Consider the following 24840-nt stretch of genomic DNA (forward strand, 5'->3'; position numbering starts at 1 on the left):
GATCAGTGCCTGACTCAACTCTTCCCGAGCGCTCGGCGGCGGTAACTCCCCGCCGCGATGGCGAGCGCGACGATAATCAATGTCCCCGCGACGGCGAAGGTGATCCGCATGCCTGAGGCAACGGCTTCGGGATGCGCCGTAGCGACATCGGCGGTTCCCGAAGAGAACGCGAAGACGGCGCCCATCACGGATGCGCCGGTAATCAGCCCGAGATTGCGCGACAGGTTGAGCATGCCCGAGATGACGCCCCGCTGCTCGGATCGGACATCCGCCATGACGGCGGTGTTGTTGGCCGCCTGGAACAGCTGATAGCCGGGTGTCAGCATGGCAATGGCGGCGATGTAGCCTGATATCCCGGGAAGCACGGCCATGGCGATGCAGCCTGCCGTCATGGCGACGAGCCCTGCGACAACCACGAATGGCGCGTCCAGACGGTCGACCAGGCGGCCGGCCGGAACACCGCTCAAGATGGAGACGACGGGGCCGATCGACATGACGATGCCGACGAGAGCTTGATTGAGCCCGAGCGCATGGGAGAGATAGAACGGCGCGACTACCAACGTCGCCATCATCACAGTCGAAACCAGCGCGTTCATCGCCAGGCTGGCACTGAGCACGCGATTGCGGAACACCGTCAACTGGATCAGCGGCGATGCCGCTCTCGCCTCGGCGAAGACGAACAAACCGGTGCCGAAGACGGCGGCCAGCAACAGGGCGATGTTCAGCGGGCCGAAGCGGCCGTGCCCGATCGTCATCGCCAGCGCGTAGGCCGACAGCGTCAACGCAAGCAGCAGTGTGCCCGCCATGTCGAAGCCCCTCCGATCCGTCTTTCCCTTGCTGATATCGGCGGGCAGATGGCGATAGGCGAGAACGAAGGTCAGAACGCCAAGCGGCACGTTGACGAGAAAGATTGCCGGCCAGCCGAGCCCGGCGATCAGCAGGCCGCCGAGCGAAGGCCCAAGAGCGGTACCGATCGCCGACATCGTTCCGAGCAGCCCCATGGCGCTCCCGGTTCTTTCCTTCGGCACCGTTTCGCCGACAAAGGCCATGGTGAGCGCCATCATGATGGCCGCACCCAGGCCCTGCACAGCGCGCGCGGCAACCATCAGCCATAACGTCGGCACGATGCCGCAGAGGATCGAGGCCAGCGTGAAGAGCAGGATGCCGATGAGCAGCAGCCGGCGTCGGCCGGTGATGTCGCCGAGCCGTCCGACGCTGACGATCAGGGTGGTGATGGCAAGGAGGTAAGCGAGAACGATCCACTGCACATCCTGGAAGGCGGCATCGAACGCGTGCGCCAGGCTCGGCAGGCCGACATTGGCGATGCTGGTGCCGAGTGACGGCAGCAGCATCGAGACGGAAAGACTGGCAAGCGCCCATCGTACGGAGGGTGCCCGTTCGGCGATGGCCTCGCTTCGCTCTGCAATGATCGATTTCACCCCGTGAACTCCGTTTTCTCTTAGTTCCCCGAATGGAACTGTGAAAACCTAGTCCTCTGCATGATATGGCGGAAGGCGCATGATTTGCACTTCATTCATGCGTCTGACGCCACATCACGATAAAAGCGTGTTATACTTGATGCATGTCGACACCCGATCTCAACCTCCTTGTCACCCTCGATGTGCTACTTGCCGAAGGCAGCGTTGCGCGTGCGGCGCAAAGGCTGCGGCTCAGCCCGTCGGCGATGAGCCGGGCCTTAGCGCGATTGCGCGAAACGACGGGCGATCCGTTGCTGGTGCGCGCCGGCCGCGGCCTCGTCCCCACGCCGCGCGCGCTCGAACTGCGCGAGCGGGTCGGCCGGATTGTGGAGGATGCGCAGGCGATCCTGCGTCCTGCCGAGGCGCTCGACCTTCAACGCTTGGTCCGGACGTTCACGCTGCGCACCAGCGAAGGCTTTGCCGAGAGCTTCGGACCTGATCTCATCGCCCGCCTCGGCCGGCAAGCGCCCGGTGTGCGGCTGCGCTTCGTGCAGAAGCCGGACAAGGACAGCGCCCCGCTTCGCGACGGGACCGTGGATCTGGAAACCGGCGTCGTCGGCGGGACGACCGGGCCGGAGGTGCGGGCGCAGGCCTTGTTCCGCGATCGTTTCATCGGCGTCGTGCGCTTGGGGCACCCGCTTTGCGAGCGCGAGATGACGCCCTCCCTTTATGCCGCCGGCCAGCACATCTACGTCTCGCGGCGCGGGCTCGACAAGGGACCGATCGATGACGCCTTGAATAGGCTCGGGCTGGAACGGCAGATCGCCACCATCGTCAGCGGTTTTTCCACGGCGTTGGTGCTCGCCCGGAATTCCGATCTGATCGCCAGCGTACCCGAACGGCACACGGGAGCCTTGCGCGCGGGAATGCACAGTTTTCCCCTCCCCGTCCCGACGCCTGAGATCACGGTGTCATTGCTCTGGCACCCCAGGATGGATGCCGATCCCGCGCATCGCTGGCTGCGCGGCTGCGTTCGGGACGCCTGCGCGCGAGATGATTGAAGGGCCGCGTCGGATCTGAGGTCAGGCCGATTGATCCGTTCGTATTGACTATCCTGCGTCGCCATGATTTCCCGTCCGGGATCACCAAGCGGGGACATTATGACCGACATCATTGTAAAGGACAGCAACGGAAGCCAGCTTCACGACGGCGATTCCGTGACGCTCATCAAGGACCTCAAGGTCAAGGGAACCTCGGAGACGCTGAAGCGTGGAACGCTGGTCAAGGGCATTCGCCTGACGGACAATCCTGGAGAGATCGAGTGCAGCACCAAGCAGGTCAAAGGCCTCGTGCTGAAAACCGAGTTTTTGAAGAAGGCATAGGATCTGCTTCGCCCGCGATGCTGCCCTCGATACTGGTTGTTGACGCATCGTAAGGCCGCCCGCCGATCAATCGGCTTTCACCGCCTCCTGCGGCACTTCCTCGGTGATCACCTCGAAACGGGAGAGCGTTGCCGGACCGAAGGCTGTCGACATGGCGACGTCGGTGGCGTCGCGGCCGGTTCCCATCAGGATCCGTCCGATGCGCGGCGTGTTGTGGCGGGCGTCGACAGTATGCCAGTGGCCGCCGAGAAAGACCTCGAACCAGGCGCTGAAATCCATCGGATTGGGATCGATCGGAACGCCGATATCGCCGAGATAGCCGGTGCAATATCGTGCCGGGATATTCATGCATCGGCAAAGCGCGATGGCGAGATGGGCAAAGTCGCGGCAAACGCCCGCCTTGTCGGTGAAGCCGCCATGCGCGGTCCTCAGCACGTCGGCCTTCAGGTAGTCGAAGGTGATGTGATCATGGACGAAATCGCAGATCGCCTGGACGCGCGCCCAGCCGAGCGGCGTCGACGAGAACCTGGCCCAGGCGAAATCCGCAAGCCTGTCGGTGTCGCAGTAACGGCTGCCGAGCAGGAAGACGAGCACATCGTCCGGCAGGTCATTGATCGCGTGCTGAACGGCATCGTCGGGAACGATGTCGGGTTGGCCGCTGTCGTAGATCTCGAATTCCGTTGAGATGGTCGTCAGTCCCGGCGGGGCGACGATCCGGCTGCAGGCATTGCCGAACACATCGGTATAGCTCCAGGCCTCGATCGGCCGGTCGAATGTCAGGGTCTGATCGCTGAGAAGATCGGCGCGACGGGAGGGATGGATATTGAGGACGAGCAGCATCGGCGTCGGCTGCGTGCATTCATAGCCCAGATGAAACCCGGCGCGTATCTTCATGGTCGCTTCCTTATCGCGTCTCCGCACAGGTGGAGGTGAGTATGGAACGTTGATCGCGCTACCCGGTTCCGTGGCCGCGGGACTCTCACTGCGCGGCCGGCTTGGAGTCATCCAAGATTACTTCGGAGGTAATCGAGATTACCTCGTGGTGACGTTGACCTGCACCGTCATGCTGTCGAAATCCTTCCCATCCCCATCATAGCTACCGCTCAACGGGACTGCCTGGCGCGGATCGCGGGCAACCGCGACACGAATGAGATCGCGGTTGCCGACGATGCCGTTGGTCGGATCGAACTCCGTCCAGCCGGCGCCTGGAAGATAGATCTGGCACCATGCGTGCGTGGAACCGCCGCCGAGCACGGTGGAGCCGTCCCGATCGGGAACATAGACGTAGCCCGTGACGAACCGCGCCGCGAGGCCGAGGATGCGTGCCGCCTCCATCATCAGAAGCGCAAAATCCCGGCAGGTGCCGGAGCGAAGCTGCAAGGTCTGCACCGGCGTCTGCGTTCCATGTTCCTGGCGCCGCGCATAGACGAAGCTTTCGCGGATGGCGTAACAGAGCGTCATCAGCAGATGCCCGGTCTCCGTCGGACGCCCCTGGCGCACGAATTGGCGCGCCCAGCGTCCGACCTCATCGTTCGGGTCGGGATAATGGCGCTGCATCGCCGGTGTCAGATCGGCGATCTCGTCCTTGTCGTAGGAGAATGGATAGGTCAGGGCCGCGTCGTCCACCTTGAGATCCAGGGCGACCTGGGGCGTATGATCGAGCGTGATCCAGGTTTCGAAACGAAGTTCGGATGCCGGCCTCGAAAAATCGACGAGCGCCACGCAATTGCCGAAAACATCGTGGATCCAGCGCACATGACTTTCCTCAGGATAGATCGTCAACGACGCTTCGATCAACCGCTGGTCGAAACTGTCGCGCGGCCGGAACATCAAACGATGCTCGCCGAAATCGACGTCCCTGACGTAACGATAGGACGTGATGTGGCGGACGGAGAAAATCGTCATAAGCCGCCGTCGAATCTGTTCACTTTGCTGCTCCAAGGCGGCAACGCCGCCTCTCCTCTGCGGAAGCGCCCTGCCGGCCTTCCCGCTCATCCCGATTTCTTGTCATATAAGCACGTTCGAAAGATTGCTATTGTATCTTCACCGATCGACGGCAGGGCCGTCCAACCTAAGAGGATAACATGCATATCATCTGGGACGTTCTGACGCTTCTGCTGACAATCGGCTCGCTCTATGGCGGTCGCGAATACCGGATTATTCGCGCTCGTGCCCGCGCTCAGAACTGGGGCAACTTCTGATTCGATCCGGATATCTCCGATTCGATTGCGAATCATGGCCGCATCGGTCGTTACCGGTCGCCGTTACGTCGAATGACGTAAAGTCATGCGCTTAAGAAAATGCTTTATTAGTTGAGGCGGAGTCTATCCGTCCATTCTCCCTGTTAGTCTTAAGCCCGCCTCACCCCAGGCGGGCTTTTTTATTCCATCGCCTGCATCACTTCTTGGCGCCGGCCGAAAGCACCCGATGTGTCGCATTGTCCATGGCGTGGCTTGCTTCCTGTCCATCCTTCTTCAGCCCGTATGCGGTATTGCCGCAGCCGGAAAGTGTCAGCAGGCAGATACAGGCGATGGCGATTGCAGCTTTTGGCATCAAGTGTTTCCCCGAATTGAAAAATCATCAGGGGAAGATGACGCATTCTTCGCCAAAATCAATCCGCAGGCGATGCGCGAACTCGCGACATGGAACTCGGTGACGCCACACGCGTTTACGGGAGCCATCCAATTGGGGTCAACGACATGGACTATCAGATTGCCTTCGCCGCGACGGTCGCAACAGCGTCCTTCCTCGTCTTTATGCTGATCGTCCACCGGACGTGACTGTCCTGCGGCAAACGGATTGGCCCTAAGGCGCGCGATCAGTGGACTCCAGTGCCGACGGCGTTCTGCAGCCTCATTGTTTGCGATCCGGAGAGATAGCAGCACCATTATCCACCTCGACGACAAGGCGGAGATCGGCAGTTGATCCGTCAACAACACGGGAAAGGTGCAAAACAAAGATTTCAACATCCGCAAGTATTTTTACGCTCTTCTATGTATTTAATTTTAACTAATTGCCAAGCTTAACTATCCGTTAACAATATTGTTGCGCTCCGTCCGCTTCCGCTTATGCTTTACGCAAAAAGGGGAGAGGAAAGATGTTTAGCAAAAGCCTGATTATGCCGGTCGGCTTCGCCCTGCTCGCCATTGCCGGACTGCTGTTCCAGATTGCTGCTAACGCTCTGCACTCTCCGGTCACCATGCTGCAGCCGTGAGTCACATAAGTTGCTGAACGCGCACGCGATCTCGGTAACTGGGAGTGGAACTTCGTTTCGTTTCGTGCATTCTGTGACTCGTTTTGCCAGGAGGGAGATAACCATGGAAAGCGCAGGCGTGGGTTGGATTGCAGCCATCATTATCGGCGGTGTCGCCGGATGGCTGGCGGAAAAGGCAATGCGCAGCAGCATGAGCCTGCTCATGAACATATTGCTCGGCATCATCGGCGCTATTGTCGCCAACTGGATCCTGGGTCTGTTGCATATCCAGCCGCTCGCCGGTTGGCTGGGCTATTTGATCACCGGTTTCGTCGGTGCCTGCATCTTGATCGCGATCGGGCGCGTCATCCGCCGCTGACTTGGTCGCGCCAGCTGAGCCCGGTGGCGTTAGCTGGCCGGTTCCTTTTGCTGACGGATGCAAACACTAAAAGCCGGGCGTTCATAGCGCCCGGCTTTTCTTCATTCTAGATTCCGTTCAGCGACGGCTGAGCAGGCCGAACACGTAGGCAATGCCTGCCGTCACGGCGAGTGCCACGAGCGGTTCTTCGCGCACCTTGTCGCGCAGCCGTTCCGTCATCACCGAAGCCTCGTCGGTCACTGCCGACTTCGCCCCCTGCCCCAGCGCGACCACGCTTTCCGACAGTCGGGAGAGATCGTTGCGAAGGGCTGCGACCTGCGCCGACAGATCGTCTGCTGCAATATCAGCCTTGACGCGCGCAGCGGTGGATTCGGCGGAAGCGGTTTTCAATTCTGCCATGGTCTGCTCCTGTTTCATGGGATGCCGGTTCAACGAAATGGCGGCCCGAAAGGTTCCGCCGCAACCGATCTTTTGTTCGCCGCAAAGCCGCCGCGGTCGAGCGGCCGCCTTGTGCAGCTTTTCGCGCGACAAACCCTTCATTTCCTGTCGGGTTTGTTTTAAGGAACGTCGAATGTCCGCCCGCGCGCGGGTCAATGATACTGCGAGGTTTGCGTTTCTATGTTCCATATCCTGAGAAGAGCTGCTCAGACCTGGGTTGCCAAGCTCCTCCTGCTTCTGCTCGTTGCGTCCTTCGGCGTCTGGGGTGTGTCGCACGAGCTGCTGTCAGGCGGCAACAGCACCACGGTCGTGACCGTCGGCGATCAGCATGTGGACGTCAACGAATTCCACCTCGCCTATCAGCGCCAGGTGGCAAACCTCAGCCAGCAGTTCGGCACGCGCCTGACCCCAGAGCAGGCCCGCGCCTTCGGCGTCGAGCAACAGGTGCTCGCCCAGCTCGTCGCCGGCGCCTCGCTCGACCAGCTCGCCGAAGACATGAACCTCGGCCTTTCCGAAGATCGCCTCGCCCAGCTGATCGCTGACGATCCGGCTTTCAAGGCCGTCAACGGCCGGTTCGACCGCGAGCTCTTCATTTCGCGCTTGCAGAATGCCGGCATCCGTCAGGATGATTACATCAAGGAGCGCAGCAAGGTCGCTGTCCGCAGCCAGGTGGTCGATGCCATCTCCAACGGCTTCACCGCACCGAAGACGCTGGTCGACGCCCTGAAGCTCTATGGTGACGAAAGCCGCAGCGTCGAATACCTGCTGCTCACCAATGCCAATATCGAGCCGATTAAGGCGCCGGCCGACGACGTGCTGGCGACGTGGTTCGAAGGTGTCAAGCAGCGCTACCGGGCGCCCGAATACCGCAAGCTCGTCTATCTCAAGCTGCAGCCTGGCGATATTGCCGATGCCGCGACCGTCACCGACGACCAGATCCACGAGGCCTTCGACAAGAGCAAGGATACCTATCGCACGCCGGAAAGCCGCACCATCGAACAGCTGACCTTCGCCAGCAAGGATCTCGCCGCTGCCGCCGAAACGGCGCTGAAGAGCGGCACCAGCTTCGATCAGCTGGTTTCCGACCAGGGCAAGACGGCAAGCGACGTGCTGCTAGGTGAGTTCACCGAGGACAAGGTTCCCGACCAGGCCGTTGCCGATGCGGCCTTCGCGGTTTCGCGCGATGGCGGCACGACGCCTGTCGTCGATGGCTCCTTCGGCCCCGTCATCCTGCGCGTCACCAACATCAAGTCGGAAACGGCGAAGAATTTCGACGAGGTGAAAGAGGATATCCGCAAGCAGCTGGCGCTTTCCAACGCCTCTCAGGAAGTGATCAACGTTCATGACCGCATCGAGGACCTGCGTGCTGGCGGTTCGACGCTCGAGGATATTGCCGGCCAGCTGAATCTCAAGGCCATGACCGTCGATGCCGTCGATATGACCGGCGCCGATAAGGATGGCAAAGAGGTCAAGGATATCCCAGCCAAGCAGCAGCTGCTCGGCGAAGCCTTCAAGACCGAGGTCGGCGTCGATGCGCCGCCGCTGCCGATCGGCAATGACGGCTATGTCTGGTTCAACGTCCGCGAAATCACGCCGGACCGCGACCGCCCGGTCACCGAAGTGCGCGAAAAGGCCGTCGAGGACTGGACGGCGGAGCAGCAGAAGGCCGAGCTTGCCAAGAAGGCCGACGCATTGAAGGCCGAGGCGAAGAAAGGCACGGCCCTTGCCGATATCGCAACGCCGCTCGGCATCGCCGTCGAAAGCAAGAGCGGTGTCACCCGCTCCACCGATGACGCAGTCCTCGGCCGCGCCGGCGTCACCGCCGCCTTCTCGGGTCCGGTCGACACGGTCGCAAGTGCTGTCGGCGCCGATCCCTCGACGCAGATCCTGCTGAAGGTCACCGAGGTCAACACCCAGCCGACCGGCGATGTGCTGAACAACCGCGATGCCCAGATCACCGCCATGGCGAATGCCGCCGGCGATGATATTCTCGATCAGATGGTCAACCTGCTGCAGACGCAGTATGGCGCGCAGATCAACCAGACCCTCGCCGAACAGGCGACGGTCCGCTAGGAGGCTTTATGACCGATCTGAAGCCGTTCCTGGCAAAGGCCGCAAGCCGCGAGCCGCTGACGCGTGAGGAGGCTCGATCCGCCTTCGACATCCTGATGTCGGGCCAGGCGACTCCCTCGCAGATCGGCGGCTTCCTGATGGCGTTGCGCGTGCGCGGGGAAACCGTCGATGAGATCGTCGGCGCCGTCGCCTCAATGCGCTCGAAAATGCTGACCGTCGAGGCTCCGGCCGATGCGATCGACATCGTCGGCACTGGCGGCGACGCCAGCGGCACCTACAATATCTCGACGCTGGCAGCGCTGATCGTCGCCGGCGCCGGTGTTCCCGTCGCCAAACACGGCAACCGGGCGCTGAGTTCGAAATCGGGTGCAGCAGACAATCTGGCGGCACTCGGCGTCAAGCTCGACGTCGGTCCCGAGATCATCTCCCGCTGTATTGCCGAGGCCGGCGTCGGCTTCATGTTCGCGCAGATGCATCATTCCGCCATGCGCCATGTCGGCCCCTCAAGGGTTGAGCTCGGCACGCGGACGATCTTCAATCTTCTCGGGCCGCTCTCCAATCCGGCCGGCGTCCGGCGGCAACTGCTCGGCGTCTTTTCGCCGCAATGGCTGGTGCCGCTTGCCGAAGTGATGCGCGATCTCGGCTCCGAATGCGTCTGGGTGGTCCATGGCGACGGCCTCGACGAGATCACCACCACCGGCATCACAAAAGTTGCAGCACTCGAAGACGGCAAGATCCGCACCTTCGAGCTCTCGCCCGCCGATTTCGGCGTCAGCCCTTGCGTGCTCGCCGACATCAAGGGCGGTGACGGTGTCGCCAATGCCGCAGCGCTTCGCGAAGTGCTCGGCGGCGCCAAGAATGCCTATCGCGATGTCTCGCTCGCCAATGCCGCGGCCTCGCTCGTCATCGCCGGCAAAGTCGAGACGATCCACGACGGTATGACGCTCGCCGCGCAGTCACTGGATAGCGGTGCGACCGCGCTCGCCCTCGACAAACTCATCGCCGTTTCCAACGATATCGATTAGGATTGTTCGATGACCGATATCCTGAAGAAGATCGAACTCTACAAGCGCGAGGAGATCGCCGCTGCCAAGGCGACAGTGTCGCTTGCCGATCTCAAGGCGATGCAGGCCGGCCAGTCTGCGCCGCGCGGCTTCCACAAGGCGCTCATTGCCAAGCGTGATGCCGGCCGCTTCGGCCTGATCGCCGAGATCAAAAAGGCAAGCCCCTCGAAGGGCCTCATTCGCCCGGATTTCGATCCGCCGTCGCTGGCGAGTGCCTATGAGGCCGGTGGTGCCGCCTGCCTTTCGGTGCTGACCGACACGCCGAGCTTTCAGGGTGCGCCGGAATTTCTGACAGCCGCCCGCTCTGCCTGCACGCTGCCGGCGCTCCGGAAGGATTTCATGTTCGAGACCTATCAGGTGCACGAGGCCCGCGCCTGGGGCGCCGATTGCATCCTCTTGATCATGGCCTCGCTGTCCGACGACGAGGCCGAACGCCTGCAGGACGAGGCCTTCGCCCTCGGCATGGACGTGCTGGTCGAGGTCCACGACGCCGAGGAGATGGAGCGGGCGCTGAAACTCTCCTCGCCGCTCATCGGCATCAACAACCGCAATCTGCGTACCTTCGAGGTTAGCCTCACCGTCAGCGAGGCGCTTGCCCCCATGGTGTCGGCAGACCGGCTCCTTGTCGGCGAAAGCGGCATCTTCACCCATGCCGATTGCAAGCGCCTGCAGGCCGTCGACATCAATACCTTCCTTGTCGGCGAAAGCCTGATGCGCAAGGAGGACGTCGCCGCCGCCACCCGCGCGCTGCTCTTTGGCGAAGCCGCCATCGCGGCCGAATGATATGAGCGGCCAAAAGCCAAGCCTCACGCATATCGGTGCCTCCGGCGAGGCGCATATGGTCGATGTCTCCGACAAGGCCGAGACGGTGCGCATCGCCACTGCCGAGGGCCATGTGAAGATGGCGCCGGAAACGCTCGCTCTCATCCGCCAAGGCAATGCCAAAAAGGGCGATGTGATCGGCACGGCGCGCCTTGCCGGCATCATGGCGGCAAAACGCACCGCCGATCTCATCCCGCTCTGCCATCCGCTGATGCTGACAAAGGTCACCGTCGAGATCGACGAAGATACCGCCCTTCCCGGCCTGCGCGTTACGGCAACCGCCAAGCTCACCGGCAAGACCGGTGTGGAGATGGAGGCGCTGACCGCCGTCTCGGTCGCTTGTCTGACCATCTACGACATGGCCAAGGCGGCCGATAAGGCAATGGAAATCGGCGGCATCAGACTTCTTGAAAAGTCCGGCGGAAAATCCGGTGATTTCCGTCATCCGGAGGCAAGATGAACCTTCTCCCGGTCGCCGAGGCCCTGAACCGCTTGCTCTCTCGCGCAAAGCCCATTGCTGCGTCCGAGACGCTGCCGCTTGCCGAGGCTGAGGGCCGCGTCCTGGCCGTCGATCTGACGGCCGGCCTGACCCAGCCGCCCTTCAATGCCTCCGCCATGGATGGCTATGCGCTACGCCGCGAAGACGCGCCGGAGCCGGGCGCCGTGCTGAAGGTCATCGGCACGTCTTCCGCCGGCCACGGCTTCGAGGGAAGCGTCAGCCAGGGTGAAGCCGTCCGTATCTTCACCGGCGCGCCTGTTCCGCCAGGCGCCGATAGCGTTCTGCTGCAGGAGGATGCGGAGAAGATCGAGGGCGGCATCCGAACCAATTTCCCTGTGCGGCAGGGCCAGCATGTGCGTCCCCGTGGCCAGGATTTCACCGAAGGCGAAGCCGTGCTGTCGGCCGGCACCGTGCTCGATTTCTCTCGGCTGACGGTTGCTGCCGGCATGAACCGGCCGGATGTCGAGGTGCTGCGGCGCCCGCTGATCGCCATTCTCGCAACCGGCGACGAACTGCTGCCGCCCGGAAGCACGCCCGGCCCTTCGCAGATCATCGCATCCAATACGTTTGGTATTGCAGCCCTTGCCCGCAAAGCCGGCGCCGATGTGCTCGATCTCGGCATCGTGCCTGACGACAAGGCCAAGATCACCGAGGCGATCGACACGGCGCGGGACGCTAAGGTCGATGTGATCGTCACGCTCGGCGGCGCTTCGGTCGGCGACCATGATCTGGTGCAGGCCACGCTGATCGAAGCCGGCATGCAGCTCGATTTCTGGCGCATCGCCATGCGCCCCGGCAAACCGCTAATGGTTGGCAGCTTCGGCGAGACGCATGTCCTCGGCCTGCCCGGCAATCCGGTCTCCAGCCTCGTCTGTTCGCTGCTCTTCCTGGAGCCGCTGATCCGCAAGCTCGCCTCCCTGCCGCCGGTGCAGCGCGAGGCAACGGTGGAGGCAGCCGTCACACTGCGCGCCAACGACCACCGGCAGGACTATATCCGTGCGAAACTTTCGAAATCCGCCGGCCACTGGCTCGCCGAACCCTTCGGCAAGCAGGATTCTTCGATGATGAAGGTCTTCGCCGCAGCCGATTGCCTTGTCATCCGCCCGCCGCATGCACCGGAGCTGCCGGCCGGAACGCCCTGCCCGGTCATGCTGTTGCGGCCGGATCTCTTGGCATAATCTCAGCCTTTCAGCCTTAGCCGAAGAGCGAAAAGACGCCCGCCGGCACCGCCCCGCCGCCGCTGCTTCCGCCGAAATCCGCAACCGCATGGGTGGCGATTCGCCTGAGTTCGTCCTGCGGCAGGTAGGCCCGCTCGGGATCGCCGATCAGCACCTCGACGCCGCTCGCCTGGCAACGCCGCAGGAAGGCCATCACCCGCAAGGCAAGCGAGGGATCGTAGAACAGGTCGCCGACCACGAGAAGGTCAGTCGCGGGGGGCTGATCCTCGATGATATCGGCGGCCCGGGCCACGATGTCCACACCGTTGATCGCTGCGTTGAGGCCGATCGCGGCAATGGCATTGGCATCGATGTCGATAGCGGTCACTGTGGCTGCTCCAGCCTTTGCCGCCGCGATGGCGACGAGCCCGGAGCCGGCGCCGAGATCGAGGACACGGCGCCCGGTCACCATTTCCGGTCGATCGAGCAGATGGCGGGCAAGCACCGCGCCGCCAGCCCAGGGATAGGCCCAGTAAGGCGGCGGGTCGGCCTCTCTGCGACCAGCGAGCCGCCAGAGCCCGCTCGCAGGTCCCGCCGTATGAAGCCGGATCTCGGGGATGGAGGGAACGGGTGATATCGGCAGGTTGGCCTTGATGAAGGCGGCCGGATCGGGTTGCGACATGCCCGGGCGTTTCATCGTCGTCTGCTCCTGCCGGCGCTGTAACGGCGTATCGTTTTTAATAGCAAGAGCAGGCCGCCGTTGTGGAATTCACCGCCATTTATGCACGCCACGATTTAGGTGAAATAATGAAGACGAGCCAGGCTTTTCGCAAGGAACTGAACCGCTATTCGTGATGAGGCGTGCCATATGCCATTCAAGAACGCAACACAGGCCGTTGAAGCGAGACCATCTTAGCGGCAGGCATCGAGAGGGTTGCGTCCTGCTGGTGCAAAGCAAGGCAGACAACCTCCGTAGACGATCGTTGGCTGTCGGGCATTTATGAACCTCATTTCTAACATCATGCAGATAGTACCGCCTAATGCTCCATGCTGAGGCGAGGTAACGTCCCCAACCAACCGCCGTCTCCAGTGCGATGCCATGTCCGGCGACGATGAGGCGTGTCTAGGGTCCAAGGTCTTTAGCGCGGCCTGCCAGCAACGGTGCTGGCGCGCGCTACTCCACCGTCCTTTCAGGGCTTCGACAGCCTGTATTCGGGAAGAACACGCATGACAAAAATTTTGGCCTCCGTTGTGATCTCCACCTTGATCCTTGTGTCGGCGACGGCTCCTGCGGCAGCGGAGGGAGATGTCGCCTTGGGACAAAAAGCGTTTCAGCGCTGTTCCGCCTGTCATTCGACCACGGATCAGAAAAAGGCTGGGCCGGGGCTCGGTGGCGTTGTCGGGCGCGCGGCCGGCTCTGTAGAAGGCGTCCGCTATTCGGCGGCCATGAAGGCGTCGGGATTAGTATGGGACGAGGCGACGTTGGACCGATTTCTAGCAGCGCCTCGCGAGGTTGTACCGACCACCACAATGACCGTGGGCGTACCCAAGCCTGAGGATCGGCTAAACATCATCGCTTACCTGAAGTCCCTGTCGGAGTAGCGGCGAACCTCTTGGCTGAGCAAGCCGGCGATCGATGGGCACCCAACGCGGCTGATCATCGCTGACCGGTCTTGGGTTGACGTGTCTGCTCGTGCTTTTGCCTCGCATTCAGAAGCCGCCTTTCTAACGTCGTGCAGGTTTTGCCAACTAATTGGGCGCCGCCGGACGAGCTAACGTTGCCGCGGAGAGCAGGCTCTTGGTCGACGGCGTCTCATCATCCTGGAGGTTGCTGGCGGCACTCCCGTCGCCGTCGCTTTCCTTGGAGATCGACGGTTCTAACCGTTAGCTGAACGACCTCAGTCAAGAGCACATCCATTATGAAACATCGGAGAACCGACCAGTCATGATCACACTGAATATCAACGGTAATCAGCATGAGGTCGATGCCGACCCGGAGACACCCATCCTTTGGGTCCTGCGCGACACGCTCGGCATGACCGGGACCAAGTTCGGCTGCGGCGCCGCGCTTTGCGGCGCGTGCACGATACATCTGGATGGTGAGGCTGTCCGTTCCTGCAGCACCCCTCTTTCCGCTGCCGAAGGCCTGAATATCACCACCATAGAAAAAGCGACCGACGGCAGCGACCGCGTCGGCGCCGCTGTAAGCGCAGCTTGGGTCAAGCACGATGTAGCGCAGTGCGGTTATTGTCAGAGCGGTCAGATCATGAGCGCCACGGCGTTCCTGGCATCCCTGCCCTCCGGATCGCAGCCGACCGCCTCGGAGATCGATACGGCAATGGAAGGTAATATTTGTCGTTGCGGAACCTATGTCCGTATCCGCGCCGCCGTAGCCGATGCTGCCAGCAATCTAGTCTGAGGGAGACGCCATATGTTGCCGAACATGGATTATAGCGAATTACCGCGTGCGCTGCAGCACATGCTGGAACGAGGCCGTTCAACACCGGTCCAGGCGTTGCCACGCCGCAGCTTTCTAAAGCTGACGGGGACCCTCGGTTTGGCTGTCGGCATTTTCCCCCATCTGGCCGCCGCCCAGCCCACCGACGCGGGTGAGGCGCCGATCGCTCTGAAGCCGACCGAGCAGCCTTCCGCATTTGTTCAAATCGCGCCAAATGGCGAGGTTATGGTCACAATCAACCGGCTGGAGTTCGGTCAAGGCGTCCAAACGGCATTGCCGATGATCCTTGCCGAAGAACTCGACGCGGACTGGAATTTAGTACGCAGCCAGCTCGGCACCAATGACATGGCCTATGTTGATCCGCTCTTCGGCATGCACCTTACCGGCGGTTCGAGCACCATCAAGAACAGCTTTACGCAGTATCGCGAGCTGGGTGCCCGCGTCCGCGCCATGCTACTCGCAGCCGCGGCAGACCGCTGGAACGTGGATGTTTCCGCGCTGCGAACCGAGGCCGGTGTGGTTCTGGCTCCCGATGGCCGCAAGCTCGGTTATGGAGAACTTTCCGAAGCGGCCATGGCCCTGCCGGTGCCTCAGAAAATAGCGTTGAAGGACCCGAAGGATTTCCGCATCATCGGCCAGCCCACCCAGCGTCTGGACGCACAAGCCAAGAGCAGTGGCCAACAGAGTTTTGGCATCGACTTCAAGCTGCCGGGACAATTGACGGCCGTGGTGGCTCGCCCTCCGGTCTTCGGAGCCAAGATAGCCTCTCTGGACGACAGCGCAGCACGTTCAGTAAAGGGCGTGAAAGCTGTTTTGCGTGTACTGCTGGATCGCGGTGCAGAGGGCGTGGCCGTGGTGGCCGACGGATATTGGCAGGCATCTCAGGGTCGCAACGCCCTTAAGGTGGAATGGGACACATCGGCTGTCGAAAAGGTCGATAGTGAAAAGCAACTTGCGCAGTTTCGCGAGATCGCCAATCGCCCCGGCCCGCGCCAGTTCGATGCCGACATGGCGCCATTGGAAACCGCTCCCTTGAGTCTGGAAGCCGAGTTCGTGTTTCCGTATCTCGCCCACGCGGCGATGGAACCGCTGAACTGCACGGTTCGGCTTTCCGACGATCGTGCCGAGATCTGGATGGGGAGCCAAAGTGCAGGGCTAGATGCCGGCGTTGCCGCAAACGTGCTCGGCCTCAAGCCGGAACAGGTGGTGGTGAACGTGCAGACATCGGGTGGTGGCTTCGGCCGGCGCTTTTCCAGCAGCAGCGACACGGCAATGGAGGCCTGCCAGATAGCCAAGGCCGCCAGGTCGGCGGGGCTGAACGCACCGGTGCGAACGCTCTGGAGCCGCGAGGACGATATGAGGGGCGGCTACTACCGTCCAACGCATCTTCACCGCGCTCGCATCGGCTTCGACAAAGAGGGCAATGTGCTGGCCTGGGACCACACCATCGTCGGCCAGTCCATACTGACGGGAACCGTGTTCGAGAAGTTCCAGGTGAAGGACGGCATCGATGCCGCCACGACCGAGGGGATGCGGAGCCCCTATCCGCTTCCCATGCGCCTGACAGTACATCATCCTGTTGCCAACGTGCCGGTTCTGTGGTGGCGCAGCGTTGGCTCCACTCATACGGCTTTCGTGATGGAGACCTTGCTCGACGATATAGCGAGAGCCACCGACCAGGATCCGGTCGCATATCGCATGAAGATGTTTGGCAATGAGCATCCTCGTCATCGCGATGCACTGCAGCTCGCCGTAGACAAGAGCGGTTACGGCAGTAGGACATTGGCAGAAGGCAGGGCTTGGGGGGTGGCCGTGCACGAATCCTTTTCATCCGTGGTGGCCTACGTGGTGGAAGCCTCCGTCGTCGACGGGCAGCCCAAGCTGCATCGGGTTACGGCGGGGGTGCACTGCAATCTGGCCGTCAACCCTCGGACCGTGGAAGCGCAGGTCCAGGGCGCGGCGATCATGGGCTTGTCGACATGCCTTGCCGGCGCGGAAATCACGCTCAAGGACGGTATTGTGGAGCAAGGCAACTTCAGCGAATTCACGGTGGCAAGGATCACGGATGTGCCGGAGTTCGACGTCAACATCGTTCCAAGCGCGGATGCACCGACAGGCATGGGCGAACCCGGCCTGCCGCCTTTGGCGCCGGCATTTGCCAATGCCATCTCGCGTCTGACAGGCAAGCCGGTCAGGCAGATGCCTTTCAACCTCACTTAGAACCTGGCTCGGACGAGAGCCTGCCCCGGTCCTGTGCGCCGCTGAATGCAGCGAGCACAGGGCCGCGATGTTCCTGTCGCGTGACGTCTTGACAATAACGGCGCTAAGATTTCGCAGTCAGCGATGACCGCGCGCTTCATCAGCAATCAGGACAGGCAGGACCTTACATCTATCGGCAATCGCGCAACTGAGATCAGTCCCCCAACCCATCGCGACCATCTTGCGTACAGCCCTGGCAGGAGCGTCAGCCTTTGAAACGAAGCGCCTCGACGAGGAGCGCAAACGCGGCCGTATGCTGACGTCTGCTTGGGTAATACAGGTGATAGCCAGGGAACGGCTGGCACCAATCGTCGAGGACTCGGATCAGTCGCCCGTCTGCAACGTATTGTGAAACCTGACTTTCGAAAGTGTAGGCAAGCCCGAGCCCATCCAAAGCAGCGGCTTCCAGCATCAAACTATCGTTGATGATGAGCGGCCCATTCATTCTGACCACAAGCTCCTCGCTGTCGCGCTCGAACTCCCAGGCATACAATCCACCTCCTGTGGTTTGCCGGTAGCTAATACCCCGGTGGTCGCCGAGATCGCGGGGCGTCATCGGGATTGTGCGGTTCTGGAAGTAGGACGGCGATCCCACGACCGCCATGCGAAGGTCAGGGCCGATCCTGACGGCAACCATGTCCTTTTGAACCTGTTCTCCAATGCGAATACCGGCGTCGAACCGGCCGGCCACTATATCCGTCAGGCCCTCGTCAAGAATGACCTCCATTTCAATATCCGGGTATTCCGTCAAGAATGTTGTCATGACAGGCCAAAGCACGCTCATGGCGGCATATCGAAACGTCGTGATGCGGATAGTGCCCGCCGGCTTGTCACGAAGTGAGGTGACGGCTGCGATCTCGCTTTCGATGTGTTCGAAGGCAGGGCGGAGGTTCCGAAGCATACGCTCTCCGGCATCGGTCAGCGATAGGCTGCGTGTGGTGCGTGAGATCAGCCGCACCCCCAGCCTCTGCTCCAGCATTCTGACTGAGTAACTGACGGCAGACTGGGAAAGTCCCAGTTTGGCGGAGGCGCGCGTGAAACTTCCGGCCTCGGCGACGGCGATGAAGGCTGCAAGCTCGCTGAAATCACCGTGCCTCATTTATCTCTCTCATTTCTAACTTCATGCAGATTATACCAACTAATCAAAGTTTGTCCTCATTGCTACCTGTCATTTCACAAACCGCTTGAACGGCATGCAAGAGAGACAATGATGATGGAAGCCACCCCAGCACTATTTGCACCCTTCGTTTTCGCCAATGGGATCACGCTTCGAAACAGGGTCGTCATGGCTCCGATGACGACGTGGTCAGCCAATGACGACGGAACAGTTTCGGATGAGGAAGTGTCGTACTATCGACGCAGGGTGAACGGCGTTGGCCTCGTTCTAACCGGCTGCACGCATGTCTCGCCCAACGGCATCGGGTTCACGGGCGAATTCGCTTCTTATGATGACAGCTTCACACCAAGCCTCCGGCGTCTGGCCGAGGCGGCCAAAAGCGGCGGTGCACCGGCGATTCTTCAAATTTTTCACGCCGGCAGCAAGGCCGTGCCGGCGCTTGTTCCGGACGGAGACGTTGTCAGCGCCAGTTCGCTGCAAGTCTCACCCGGTCCTTTCAATCCAGGCGGCGGCACGACGCGCGCACTCAGCCACGACGAAATCCTTGATGTGATTTCTGCTTTCGGCGAAGCAACCCGCCGCGCTATCGAAGCCGGCTTCGATGGGGTCGAACTGCATGCGGCCCACGGCTTCCTGATCCAGAACTTTTACTCGCCGCTCCACAATCATCGCGACGACGAATGGGGAGGCACGCCGGAAAACCGGATGCGGTTTCCGCTCGCCGTGGTCCGCAACGTGAGGCAGGTGATAGGCGCACACGCGACGCGTCCGTTTCTTCTGGGATACCGGGTCTCGCCCGAAGAACCTGAAGAGGGCGGCCTCCGTATTGAAGACACCTACGAACTCATCGAGCATCTGATCGACGGCGGCGTGGACTACATCCATGCTTCGCTGACGAGCGTACTCGAAGCCCAACCACTCGAAGCCATCGCTGATCAGCCTATCGCTGAACTGATCGCTGCCAGGGTAGCGGGGCGCATTCCGGTTATCGCCGCTGGCCAGATCAAGTCACCCCAACAGGCGGAAAGTGCCCTTCATCTGGGCCTTTCGCTTGTGGCTGTAGGCCAAGGGCTGGTGATAAACCCGGAGTGGGTCGAACTTTCACGGAGTGGCAAAGAGAAACTGATCGAGAACGAGATCAGGACCACGACAATCCCGGAAATTGCCCTTCCGGCCAAACTCTGGGGCGTCCTCGAGGCGGCCACCGGCTGGTTCAACATCAACGATGATCACGATGCGCAGCGGCAGAAGGCCACCGTATAGAGCATCGGCACACAATCTCGCATGAAGGAAAATTCGATGACTAAGGTTTGGTTGATCACAGGAGCCGGGCGCGGCATGGGCCTGGATTTCGCAAAGGCGGTTCTGGCTGCTGGCGACAAACTCGTTGCAACCGGCCGCAATCCGGAGCGCGTTGCCAAGGCGATCGGCCAGTCGGAAAATCTGCTTGTCGTCACGCTGGATGTAACCAAGCCGACCGACGCGGCATCTGCCGTCAAAGCCGCACTCGAACGCTTTGGTCGCATCGACATATTGGTCAACAATGCCGCAAACTTCTACTCAGGCTATTTTGAGGAACTGACGCCGGCTCAGGTCGATCTGCAACTGGCCAGTAGTCTCCTCGGGCCTATGAGCGTCACCCGCGCTGTCCTGCCGGTGATGCGCCGGCAGGGATCCGGCAAGATCATCTCGATCTCATCGACGGCCAGCCTGCTGGGCTTTGAGTTTTGCAGCGCTTACTCTGCCGCGAAGTTTGCCCTCGATGGCTGGATGGAATCGCTGCAGCCCGAAGTGGCGCCGTTTGGTATCGAAACGATGATCGTCAATCCGGGCTTCTTCCGCACGGAATTGCTGACTGACGAATCAACCCAATATGCTCCGTCATCTGTCAGCGACTACGACGAACGACGCGCCCAACACCTGGCATTCTGGAAATCCGCCGACGGCCAGCAGAGCGGCGATCCCGCAAAACTCGCGCAAGCGCTGATCACCCTGGTCAACCAACCGGAGCTACCCCGCCGGTTCATCGCCGGAGCTGATGCTGTTGGCATGGTGGAACAGAAAATCGCGCTGCTGCAGCAGCAGATCGACGCCTATCGGGACCTTTCAAGTTCGCTTGCCTTCGACGTGAAAACGCAAGCCTGAGGCTACGCTTTGCTGAAGCTCAATAATTCTTCATGGCACGATGCGGCATGCCACCGTCAAGAAATTCAGCGCCAAAGGCAACGAAGCCGAAACGCTCGTAGAGCGGCAGCTTGTCCGCCTGTGCTGTGAGATAGAAGCGGTTGCCACGCGCGTCGCGGTGCAGTTCCATCGCGCGCCCGATCATATCAGCCGCAATGCCGCGGCCGCGCCATCGGCCAGCAACCGCAACCCGGCCGATCTTCACATGTTCCTCGGCATAAATCACCCGCAGGGTGCCGGAGACTTCGCCCGCCGTGACGGCGACAAGATGATGAGCGTTGAGATCGTCGGCATCGAATTCCTCGGCTTCGGGAACCTTCTGCTCATGCACGAAAATAGCGCGCCGCAGCCGGAAGGCCTCATTGCAGAGCGTACTGAAAACCGGGACGCTGAGGATCGCCGTTTCCATCACCATCCTTGCCTCCCTCAGAGATACGGCCCAAAGCCCTCCGCCGGACCAGCGAAGGGCTGCCGGCAAGATCAGCCGGGCTTCTTCTTTGAAAACTTATTCTTCGGAGCGCCGCCGCCCTTACCCTCATATTTGGGGGCCTCGGATCTCGGGCCTTCGAATTTCGGCTTGTCGGACTTCGGGCCTTCGAAGCCGGGTTTGCCCGGCTTCTTGCTCCAGGGCTTGCTATCCCGTCTTTCCCCGCCGCTATTATCGGCCGCGGCATAACCGCCGCCCGGACCCTTGCCGAACTTGTTCTTCGGCCGCTCGCCGCGGAACGAATCATCCGGCCGCTCGTCACGGGATGGCTTGCCGGCATAGGGTTTTGGCGCAGGCGCCCGGCTGAAATCCGGTGTGCCGGAAAGCCTGGTCACGCGGATGCCGCGTTCGAGCGCCTTGTTCGGACCGATCGCCGCCAGGAAGCTTTCGGCACTCGCCGCGGCGATCTCCACGAAGGTTTCCTCAGGCTGCATCTTGATCGCGCCGATCTCGCGCTTCGTCACATTGCCGTTGCGGCAGAGCATCGGGATCAGCCAGCGCGGCTCGGCATTCTGCTTGCGCCCGACCGAGACGGAGAACCAGACACTGGCGCCGAAATCTTCGCGCGGTCCCTTCTGCGCCGGCTCGTACGGCTCGGCATTGTCGCGGCGCTTGCGGCTGCGGTCGTCCTGCACGGTAATCTCAATGAGGTCCTCAGGCGCAGAATGATTGGTGCGGTAAAGACGTAAGAAAGCGGCGGCGAGCTTTTCGGCGCCGTGGCTGGCGAGAAGCTGCTGTACCAGCCCCTGCTCTTCCTCCTGCGGCGTTTCGTTGAAGATCGGATCGGCGAGCAGCCGCTCGTCGTCGCGCTCGCTCACTTCCTCGGCCGAGGGCGGCCGCGCCCAGGCAGCCGAAATACCGGCATTCTCGAGCAGACGCTCTGCCTTGCGCCGTGCATTCAGCGGCACGATCATGGCGCTGATGCCCTTGCGTCCGGCCCGGCCGGTTCGGCCGCTGCGGTGCAGCAGCGTGTCCGGATTGGTCGGCAGGTCGGCATGAATGACGAGATCGAGCCCCGGCAGGTCGATGCCGCGGGCGGCAACGTCGGTCGCGATGCAGACGCGGGCGCGCCCGTCGCGCATCGCCTGCAGCGCGTGGGTGCGCTCGTTCTGCGTCAGCTCGCCGGAAAGCGCCACGACGGCGAAATTGCGGTTGTTGAACCGCGCCGTCAGATGGTTGACGGCCGCGCGCGTCGAGCAGAACACGATGGCATTGGTCGCCTCGTAATAGCGCAGCACGTTGATGATCGCATTCTCGCGGTCGCTCGGGGCGACCATCAGTGCGCGATATTCGATGTCGATATGCTGCTTTTCCTCGGCCGCGGTGCTGATGCGCACGGCATCGCGCTGGTAGCTCTTGGCAAGCTTGGCAATCGCCGCCGGCACCGTTGCCGAAAACATCAGCGTCCGGCGTTCGTCCGGCGCCGCATCGAGGATGAATTCGAGGTCTTCGCGGAAGCCGAGATCGAGCATCTCGTCGGCCTCGTCGAGCACGGCAGCCTTCAGTTCCGACATGTCGAGCGCCCTGCGGCGAATATGGTCGCAAAGCCGGCCGGGGGTGCCGACGACGATATGGGCGCCGCGTTCGAGCGAGCGGCGCTCGCTGCGGATGTCCATGCCGCCGACGCAGCTGACGATCACCGCGCCGGTCATCTCAAAGAGCCATTCAAGCTCGCGCTTCACCTGCAGCGCAAGCTCGCGCGTCGGGGCGATGACAAGGGCGAGCGGCGCGCCGGCATTGCCGAAGCGCTCCCTGCCCTCGAGCAGCGTCGGCGCCAGCGCCAGGCCGAAGGCGACGGTCTTGCCGGAGCCGGTCTGGGCCGAGACCAGCGCGTCGGAAGCGGCAAGCGCCGGATCGAGCATCGCCTTCTGCACCGGGGTGAGTTCGGCGTAACCGCGCTTCTGCAACGCCTTGGCGATCGCCGGAACGACGCCGTTAAATTCTGTCATGAGTTCGATCTTTCGGAGCTGTCAGGCGCGTTGCTGCGCCATGGCCGGAGCCAGCCGGCGGGGTATTTGCGCCGTTCCTAGCCGCTCCCGCGGCGATTGTCAAAGCGTGCGGCTGCGCCACAGCCAGGCGTCGATGCGGCTTGCTCGGCCACGCAGCGCCGTTTCCAATGGTCCCTCCATCCGGCCGGACTGCGTGAGCCTGCTATCGGGACCGGCGGCGCGGACGATTTCGGCGCTCAGCGCCAGCTCGACGCCGTGGCGGGCGGCGACCTCCATCAGCCGGCTGCCGACATTGATGGTGTCGCCCGCCGCCGTGATCTGCTGCCGGTCGCCGGTGCCCAACCGCGAGGCGACGATCGGGCCGCAATGGGCGCCAACCTTGAAGCCGATCTTCTTCTGGGCAAAGCCCGCATGCGCTTGAAGCCAGGCCCTTGTGCGCTCGCAGAGGCTGACCGCACAGGCAGCGGCGCGGGCGGCGTCGTCATCGGCCGGCTCCGGCAGGCCAAACAGGATCATCGCCCCGTCGCCCATGAAGCTGGTGATGGCGCCGCCATGGGCGCGCGCCTCCTCGTCGACCAGTTCGAAGAAGCCGCTCAGCATCTCGCTCACCGCCACCGGCCCGACATTTTCGCTGAGGCCGGTGAAGCCCGAGAGATCGATGAAGATGACGGCGGCGTTCTGGCGCACCGGCGCGGCAAGGAAATTCGGATCGCGCGCCAGCCACTCGCCGAGCCCGGGCGCCTCGATGCGCTGCAGGAGCGCGCTCTGCTCGGCGAAATGACGGGCGCGGCCGCGGTCGAGCCAGAGTTCGGCCGCACCATAAGCCAACGCCGGCGGCAGCGCTGCGGCGATCGGCAGCGCTGCACTCAGCCAGTAGCCATGTGCAAAGGCCGACAGATTGAGCATCGCCCAGACGAACAGCGTCAGCACGATGATAACATAGCCTGCCGCACTCCGCCGCCAGGCGACCAGCGACACGAGCACGATCGGCAGTCCGATGGCGGTGGCGGCATCGATCAGCCGCATCCTGCGGTCGCGCACCATGCCGTCACCGGTAACAAGATGGGTGATCGCCGTCGACATCACCTCGACGCCGGGCATGACGGGATCGAACGGTGTCGGGAAGACGTCGCCGCCGCCGGTAACAGTCGAACCGATGACGACGATGCGGCCAGCCACCGCATCTGCCGAAAGCTTGCCATCCAGCGCATCGGCGGCGCTGAAGGTGGCGATGCTGCCGTGCCCGCCATAGAAGGTCACCGGCAGACGCTGGCCGATATCTGTGGGAATGCGCAGCTTTCCGAGCATGATGGCGTCACGTTCGATCGTGGGATCGACGCCGAGCGCCACCGACGCGGTACGCAGCGGAAAAGCCGGATCCAGCCGGTCTGCGGCACGCGAGATCAGCGGAATGAAGCGCGGCGTGCCGGTCTGGTCGGTTGCGACATTGACGATGCCGACCGCGGCTGCCTCGGCAAAGCGGGGAAGCGGCAACAGCAGCTGGTTTGCCTCCGGGATGGCGGCAAACGGATCCTCGGCCGCATCGGTGACCCGCTGGCTGCTTTGCGCGAAAGTGGCCGCGGCCGCAATCACGCTTGGCCCCTGGCGAAGGGCTGATGTCAGCGCCGCATCACCCGCCTCCGGCCCCGGATCGACCAACAGAATGTCGATCGCCAGGGCCTTCGGCTTCAACGCGGTGATCGCATTGGCGAGGCGCGCAAGTGTCGCCCGATCGAGCGGATAGCCGTGGGCGGCCGCGGTGCGGTCGTCGATCGCGACGATCGAGACGACGGGAGGCGGTGTCTTCGCCCCGACGATGGCGCTGCGGATATCGGCAAGCGAGGCCTCCATCCGGTCGAGAAGGCCGCTTCCGGCATGGAGATTGACATAGCCGAGCGCAGCTCCCCAAAGACCGGCGAGCAGCAGCGCGATCACTGTCAGCAGGCGATGATTCATGGGAC

Annotated in this window: 24 protein-coding genes; 14 read left to right on the forward strand and 10 right to left on the reverse strand. The window is 62.2% G+C overall.

Features of this window, described 5'->3' with window-relative positions:
* Positions 1–14: 14 nt before the first annotated feature.
* Entirely contained in the window at positions 15–1439 is a 1425-nt protein-coding gene (locus tag RL_RS12800) for an MFS transporter (RefSeq protein WP_011652046.1), read from the reverse strand.
* 143 nt (positions 1440–1582) lie between these two features.
* On the opposite strand from RL_RS12800, the gene RL_RS12805 reads away from it, so the two are divergent.
* Together RL_RS12805 and RL_RS12810 are read left to right on the forward strand one after the other, a co-directional pair.
* Positions 1583–2479 carry a LysR family transcriptional regulator gene (locus tag RL_RS12805; protein WP_011652047.1) on the forward strand — a complete coding sequence of 299 codons (897 nt, stop codon included), beginning with the start codon at positions 1583–1585 and terminating at the stop codon, positions 2477–2479.
* Between the two features lie 99 nt (positions 2480–2578).
* Entirely contained in the window at positions 2579–2800 is a 222-nt protein-coding gene (locus tag RL_RS12810) for an alkylphosphonate utilization protein (protein WP_020050017.1), read from the forward strand.
* A 66-nt stretch (positions 2801–2866) separates the two neighbouring features.
* Here the strand turns inward: RL_RS12810 and RL_RS12815 are convergent, their stop codons facing one another.
* From RL_RS12815 to RL_RS12825, 3 genes are all read right to left on the reverse strand, one after another.
* The gene (locus RL_RS12815; RefSeq protein ID WP_011652049.1) at positions 2867–3694 is read right to left on the reverse strand and encodes a transglutaminase-like domain-containing protein; all 828 of its coding nucleotides are present in this window, start codon (positions 3692–3694) and stop codon (positions 2867–2869) included.
* Positions 3695–3832: 138 nt separating this feature from the next.
* Positions 3833–4705 carry a transglutaminase family protein gene (locus tag RL_RS12820; RefSeq protein WP_011652050.1) on the reverse strand — a complete coding sequence of 291 codons (873 nt, stop codon included), beginning with the start codon at positions 4703–4705 and terminating at the stop codon, positions 3833–3835.
* A 492-nt stretch (positions 4706–5197) separates the two neighbouring features.
* Positions 5198–5353 (reverse strand): hypothetical protein, encoded by a 156-nt coding sequence (locus tag RL_RS12825; protein ID WP_018445292.1) that lies wholly within the window; start codon positions 5351–5353, stop codon positions 5198–5200.
* 89 nt (positions 5354–5442) lie between these two features.
* Between RL_RS12825 and RL_RS40150 the strand changes: the two genes are divergently transcribed.
* Together RL_RS40150 and RL_RS12830 are read left to right on the forward strand one after the other, a co-directional pair.
* A complete protein-coding gene (locus RL_RS40150) occupies positions 5443–5580 on the forward strand; it encodes a hypothetical protein (RefSeq protein ID WP_165422415.1) in 138 nt (45 codons plus the stop codon).
* Between the two features lie 537 nt (positions 5581–6117).
* The gene (locus tag RL_RS12830; protein WP_003539804.1) at positions 6118–6372 is read left to right on the forward strand and encodes a GlsB/YeaQ/YmgE family stress response membrane protein; all 255 of its coding nucleotides are present in this window, start codon (positions 6118–6120) and stop codon (positions 6370–6372) included.
* A 117-nt stretch (positions 6373–6489) separates the two neighbouring features.
* Here the strand turns inward: RL_RS12830 and RL_RS12835 are convergent, their stop codons facing one another.
* Positions 6490–6771, reverse strand: coding sequence for a hypothetical protein (locus RL_RS12835; RefSeq protein ID WP_011652051.1), 282 nt, complete (start codon positions 6769–6771; stop codon positions 6490–6492).
* Positions 6772–6990: 219 nt separating this feature from the next.
* Here RL_RS12835 and RL_RS12840 point away from each other — a divergent pair, with 219 nt between their 5' ends.
* The 5 genes from RL_RS12840 to glp are packed head-to-tail and all read left to right on the forward strand — an operon-like array spanning position 6991 to position 12446.
* Positions 6991–8883, forward strand: a complete 1893-nt coding sequence (locus tag RL_RS12840; RefSeq protein WP_011652052.1) for a peptidylprolyl isomerase — start codon at positions 6991–6993, stop codon at positions 8881–8883.
* A gap of 8 nt (positions 8884–8891) precedes the next feature.
* Positions 8892–9908, forward strand: a complete 1017-nt coding sequence (gene trpD, locus RL_RS12845; RefSeq protein ID WP_011652053.1) for an anthranilate phosphoribosyltransferase — start codon at positions 8892–8894, stop codon at positions 9906–9908.
* 9 nt (positions 9909–9917) lie between these two features.
* A complete protein-coding gene (gene trpC / locus RL_RS12850; RefSeq protein WP_011652054.1) occupies positions 9918–10730 on the forward strand; it encodes an indole-3-glycerol phosphate synthase TrpC in 813 nt (270 codons plus the stop codon).
* Position 10731: 1 nt separating this feature from the next.
* Positions 10732–11229: a cyclic pyranopterin monophosphate synthase MoaC gene (gene moaC / locus RL_RS12855; RefSeq protein WP_011652055.1), complete on the forward strand. Its 498-nt coding sequence runs from the start codon at positions 10732–10734 to the stop codon at positions 11227–11229.
* Positions 11226–12446 (forward strand): molybdopterin molybdotransferase MoeA, encoded by a 1221-nt coding sequence (gene glp / locus RL_RS12860; RefSeq protein ID WP_011652056.1) that lies wholly within the window; start codon positions 11226–11228, stop codon positions 12444–12446. The genes moaC and glp overlap by 4 nt, the downstream gene beginning before the upstream one ends.
* Positions 12447–12462: 16 nt before the next feature.
* Here the strand turns inward: glp and RL_RS12865 are convergent, their stop codons facing one another.
* Positions 12463–13122 carry a class I SAM-dependent methyltransferase gene (locus RL_RS12865; RefSeq protein ID WP_011652057.1) on the reverse strand — a complete coding sequence of 220 codons (660 nt, stop codon included), beginning with the start codon at positions 13120–13122 and terminating at the stop codon, positions 12463–12465.
* A 530-nt stretch (positions 13123–13652) separates the two neighbouring features.
* Between RL_RS12865 and RL_RS12870 the strand changes: the two genes are divergently transcribed.
* From RL_RS12870 to RL_RS12880, 3 genes are all read left to right on the forward strand, one after another.
* Complete coding sequence (locus RL_RS12870) at positions 13653–14027, forward strand: c-type cytochrome (protein ID WP_011652058.1); 375 nt, start codon at positions 13653–13655, stop codon at positions 14025–14027.
* A 343-nt stretch (positions 14028–14370) separates the two neighbouring features.
* Entirely contained in the window at positions 14371–14844 is a 474-nt protein-coding gene (locus tag RL_RS12875) for a (2Fe-2S)-binding protein (protein WP_011652059.1), read from the forward strand.
* A 12-nt stretch (positions 14845–14856) separates the two neighbouring features.
* Positions 14857–17103 carry a xanthine dehydrogenase family protein molybdopterin-binding subunit gene (locus RL_RS12880; RefSeq protein WP_011652060.1) on the forward strand — a complete coding sequence of 749 codons (2247 nt, stop codon included), beginning with the start codon at positions 14857–14859 and terminating at the stop codon, positions 17101–17103.
* Between the two features lie 244 nt (positions 17104–17347).
* On the opposite strand, the gene RL_RS12885 is transcribed toward RL_RS12880, so the two are convergent.
* The gene (locus tag RL_RS12885) at positions 17348–18241 is read right to left on the reverse strand and encodes a LysR family transcriptional regulator (RefSeq protein ID WP_011652061.1); all 894 of its coding nucleotides are present in this window, start codon (positions 18239–18241) and stop codon (positions 17348–17350) included.
* 108 nt (positions 18242–18349) lie between these two features.
* On the opposite strand from RL_RS12885, the gene RL_RS12890 reads away from it, so the two are divergent.
* Positions 18350–19522, forward strand: coding sequence for an NADH-dependent flavin oxidoreductase (locus RL_RS12890; protein WP_011652062.1), 1173 nt, complete (start codon positions 18350–18352; stop codon positions 19520–19522).
* A gap of 36 nt (positions 19523–19558) precedes the next feature.
* A complete protein-coding gene (locus RL_RS12895) occupies positions 19559–20404 on the forward strand; it encodes an SDR family oxidoreductase (RefSeq protein WP_003559558.1) in 846 nt (281 codons plus the stop codon).
* Between the two features lie 19 nt (positions 20405–20423).
* Here RL_RS12895 and RL_RS12900 read toward each other — a convergent pair whose 3' ends face one another.
* From RL_RS12900 to RL_RS12910, 3 genes are all read right to left on the reverse strand, one after another.
* Positions 20424–20858 (reverse strand): GNAT family N-acetyltransferase, encoded by a 435-nt coding sequence (locus RL_RS12900; RefSeq protein WP_018481939.1) that lies wholly within the window; start codon positions 20856–20858, stop codon positions 20424–20426.
* 65 nt (positions 20859–20923) lie between these two features.
* Positions 20924–22879, reverse strand: coding sequence for a DEAD/DEAH box helicase (locus RL_RS12905; protein WP_011652064.1), 1956 nt, complete (start codon positions 22877–22879; stop codon positions 20924–20926).
* A gap of 99 nt (positions 22880–22978) precedes the next feature.
* Positions 22979–24835, reverse strand: coding sequence for a CHASE2 domain-containing protein (locus tag RL_RS12910; protein WP_041936330.1), 1857 nt, complete (start codon positions 24833–24835; stop codon positions 22979–22981).
* Positions 24836–24840: the final 5 nt, after the last annotated feature.

Source organism: Rhizobium johnstonii 3841, assembly GCF_000009265.1.
In the GTDB taxonomy this organism is placed as follows: domain Bacteria; phylum Pseudomonadota; class Alphaproteobacteria; order Rhizobiales; family Rhizobiaceae; genus Rhizobium; species Rhizobium acaciae.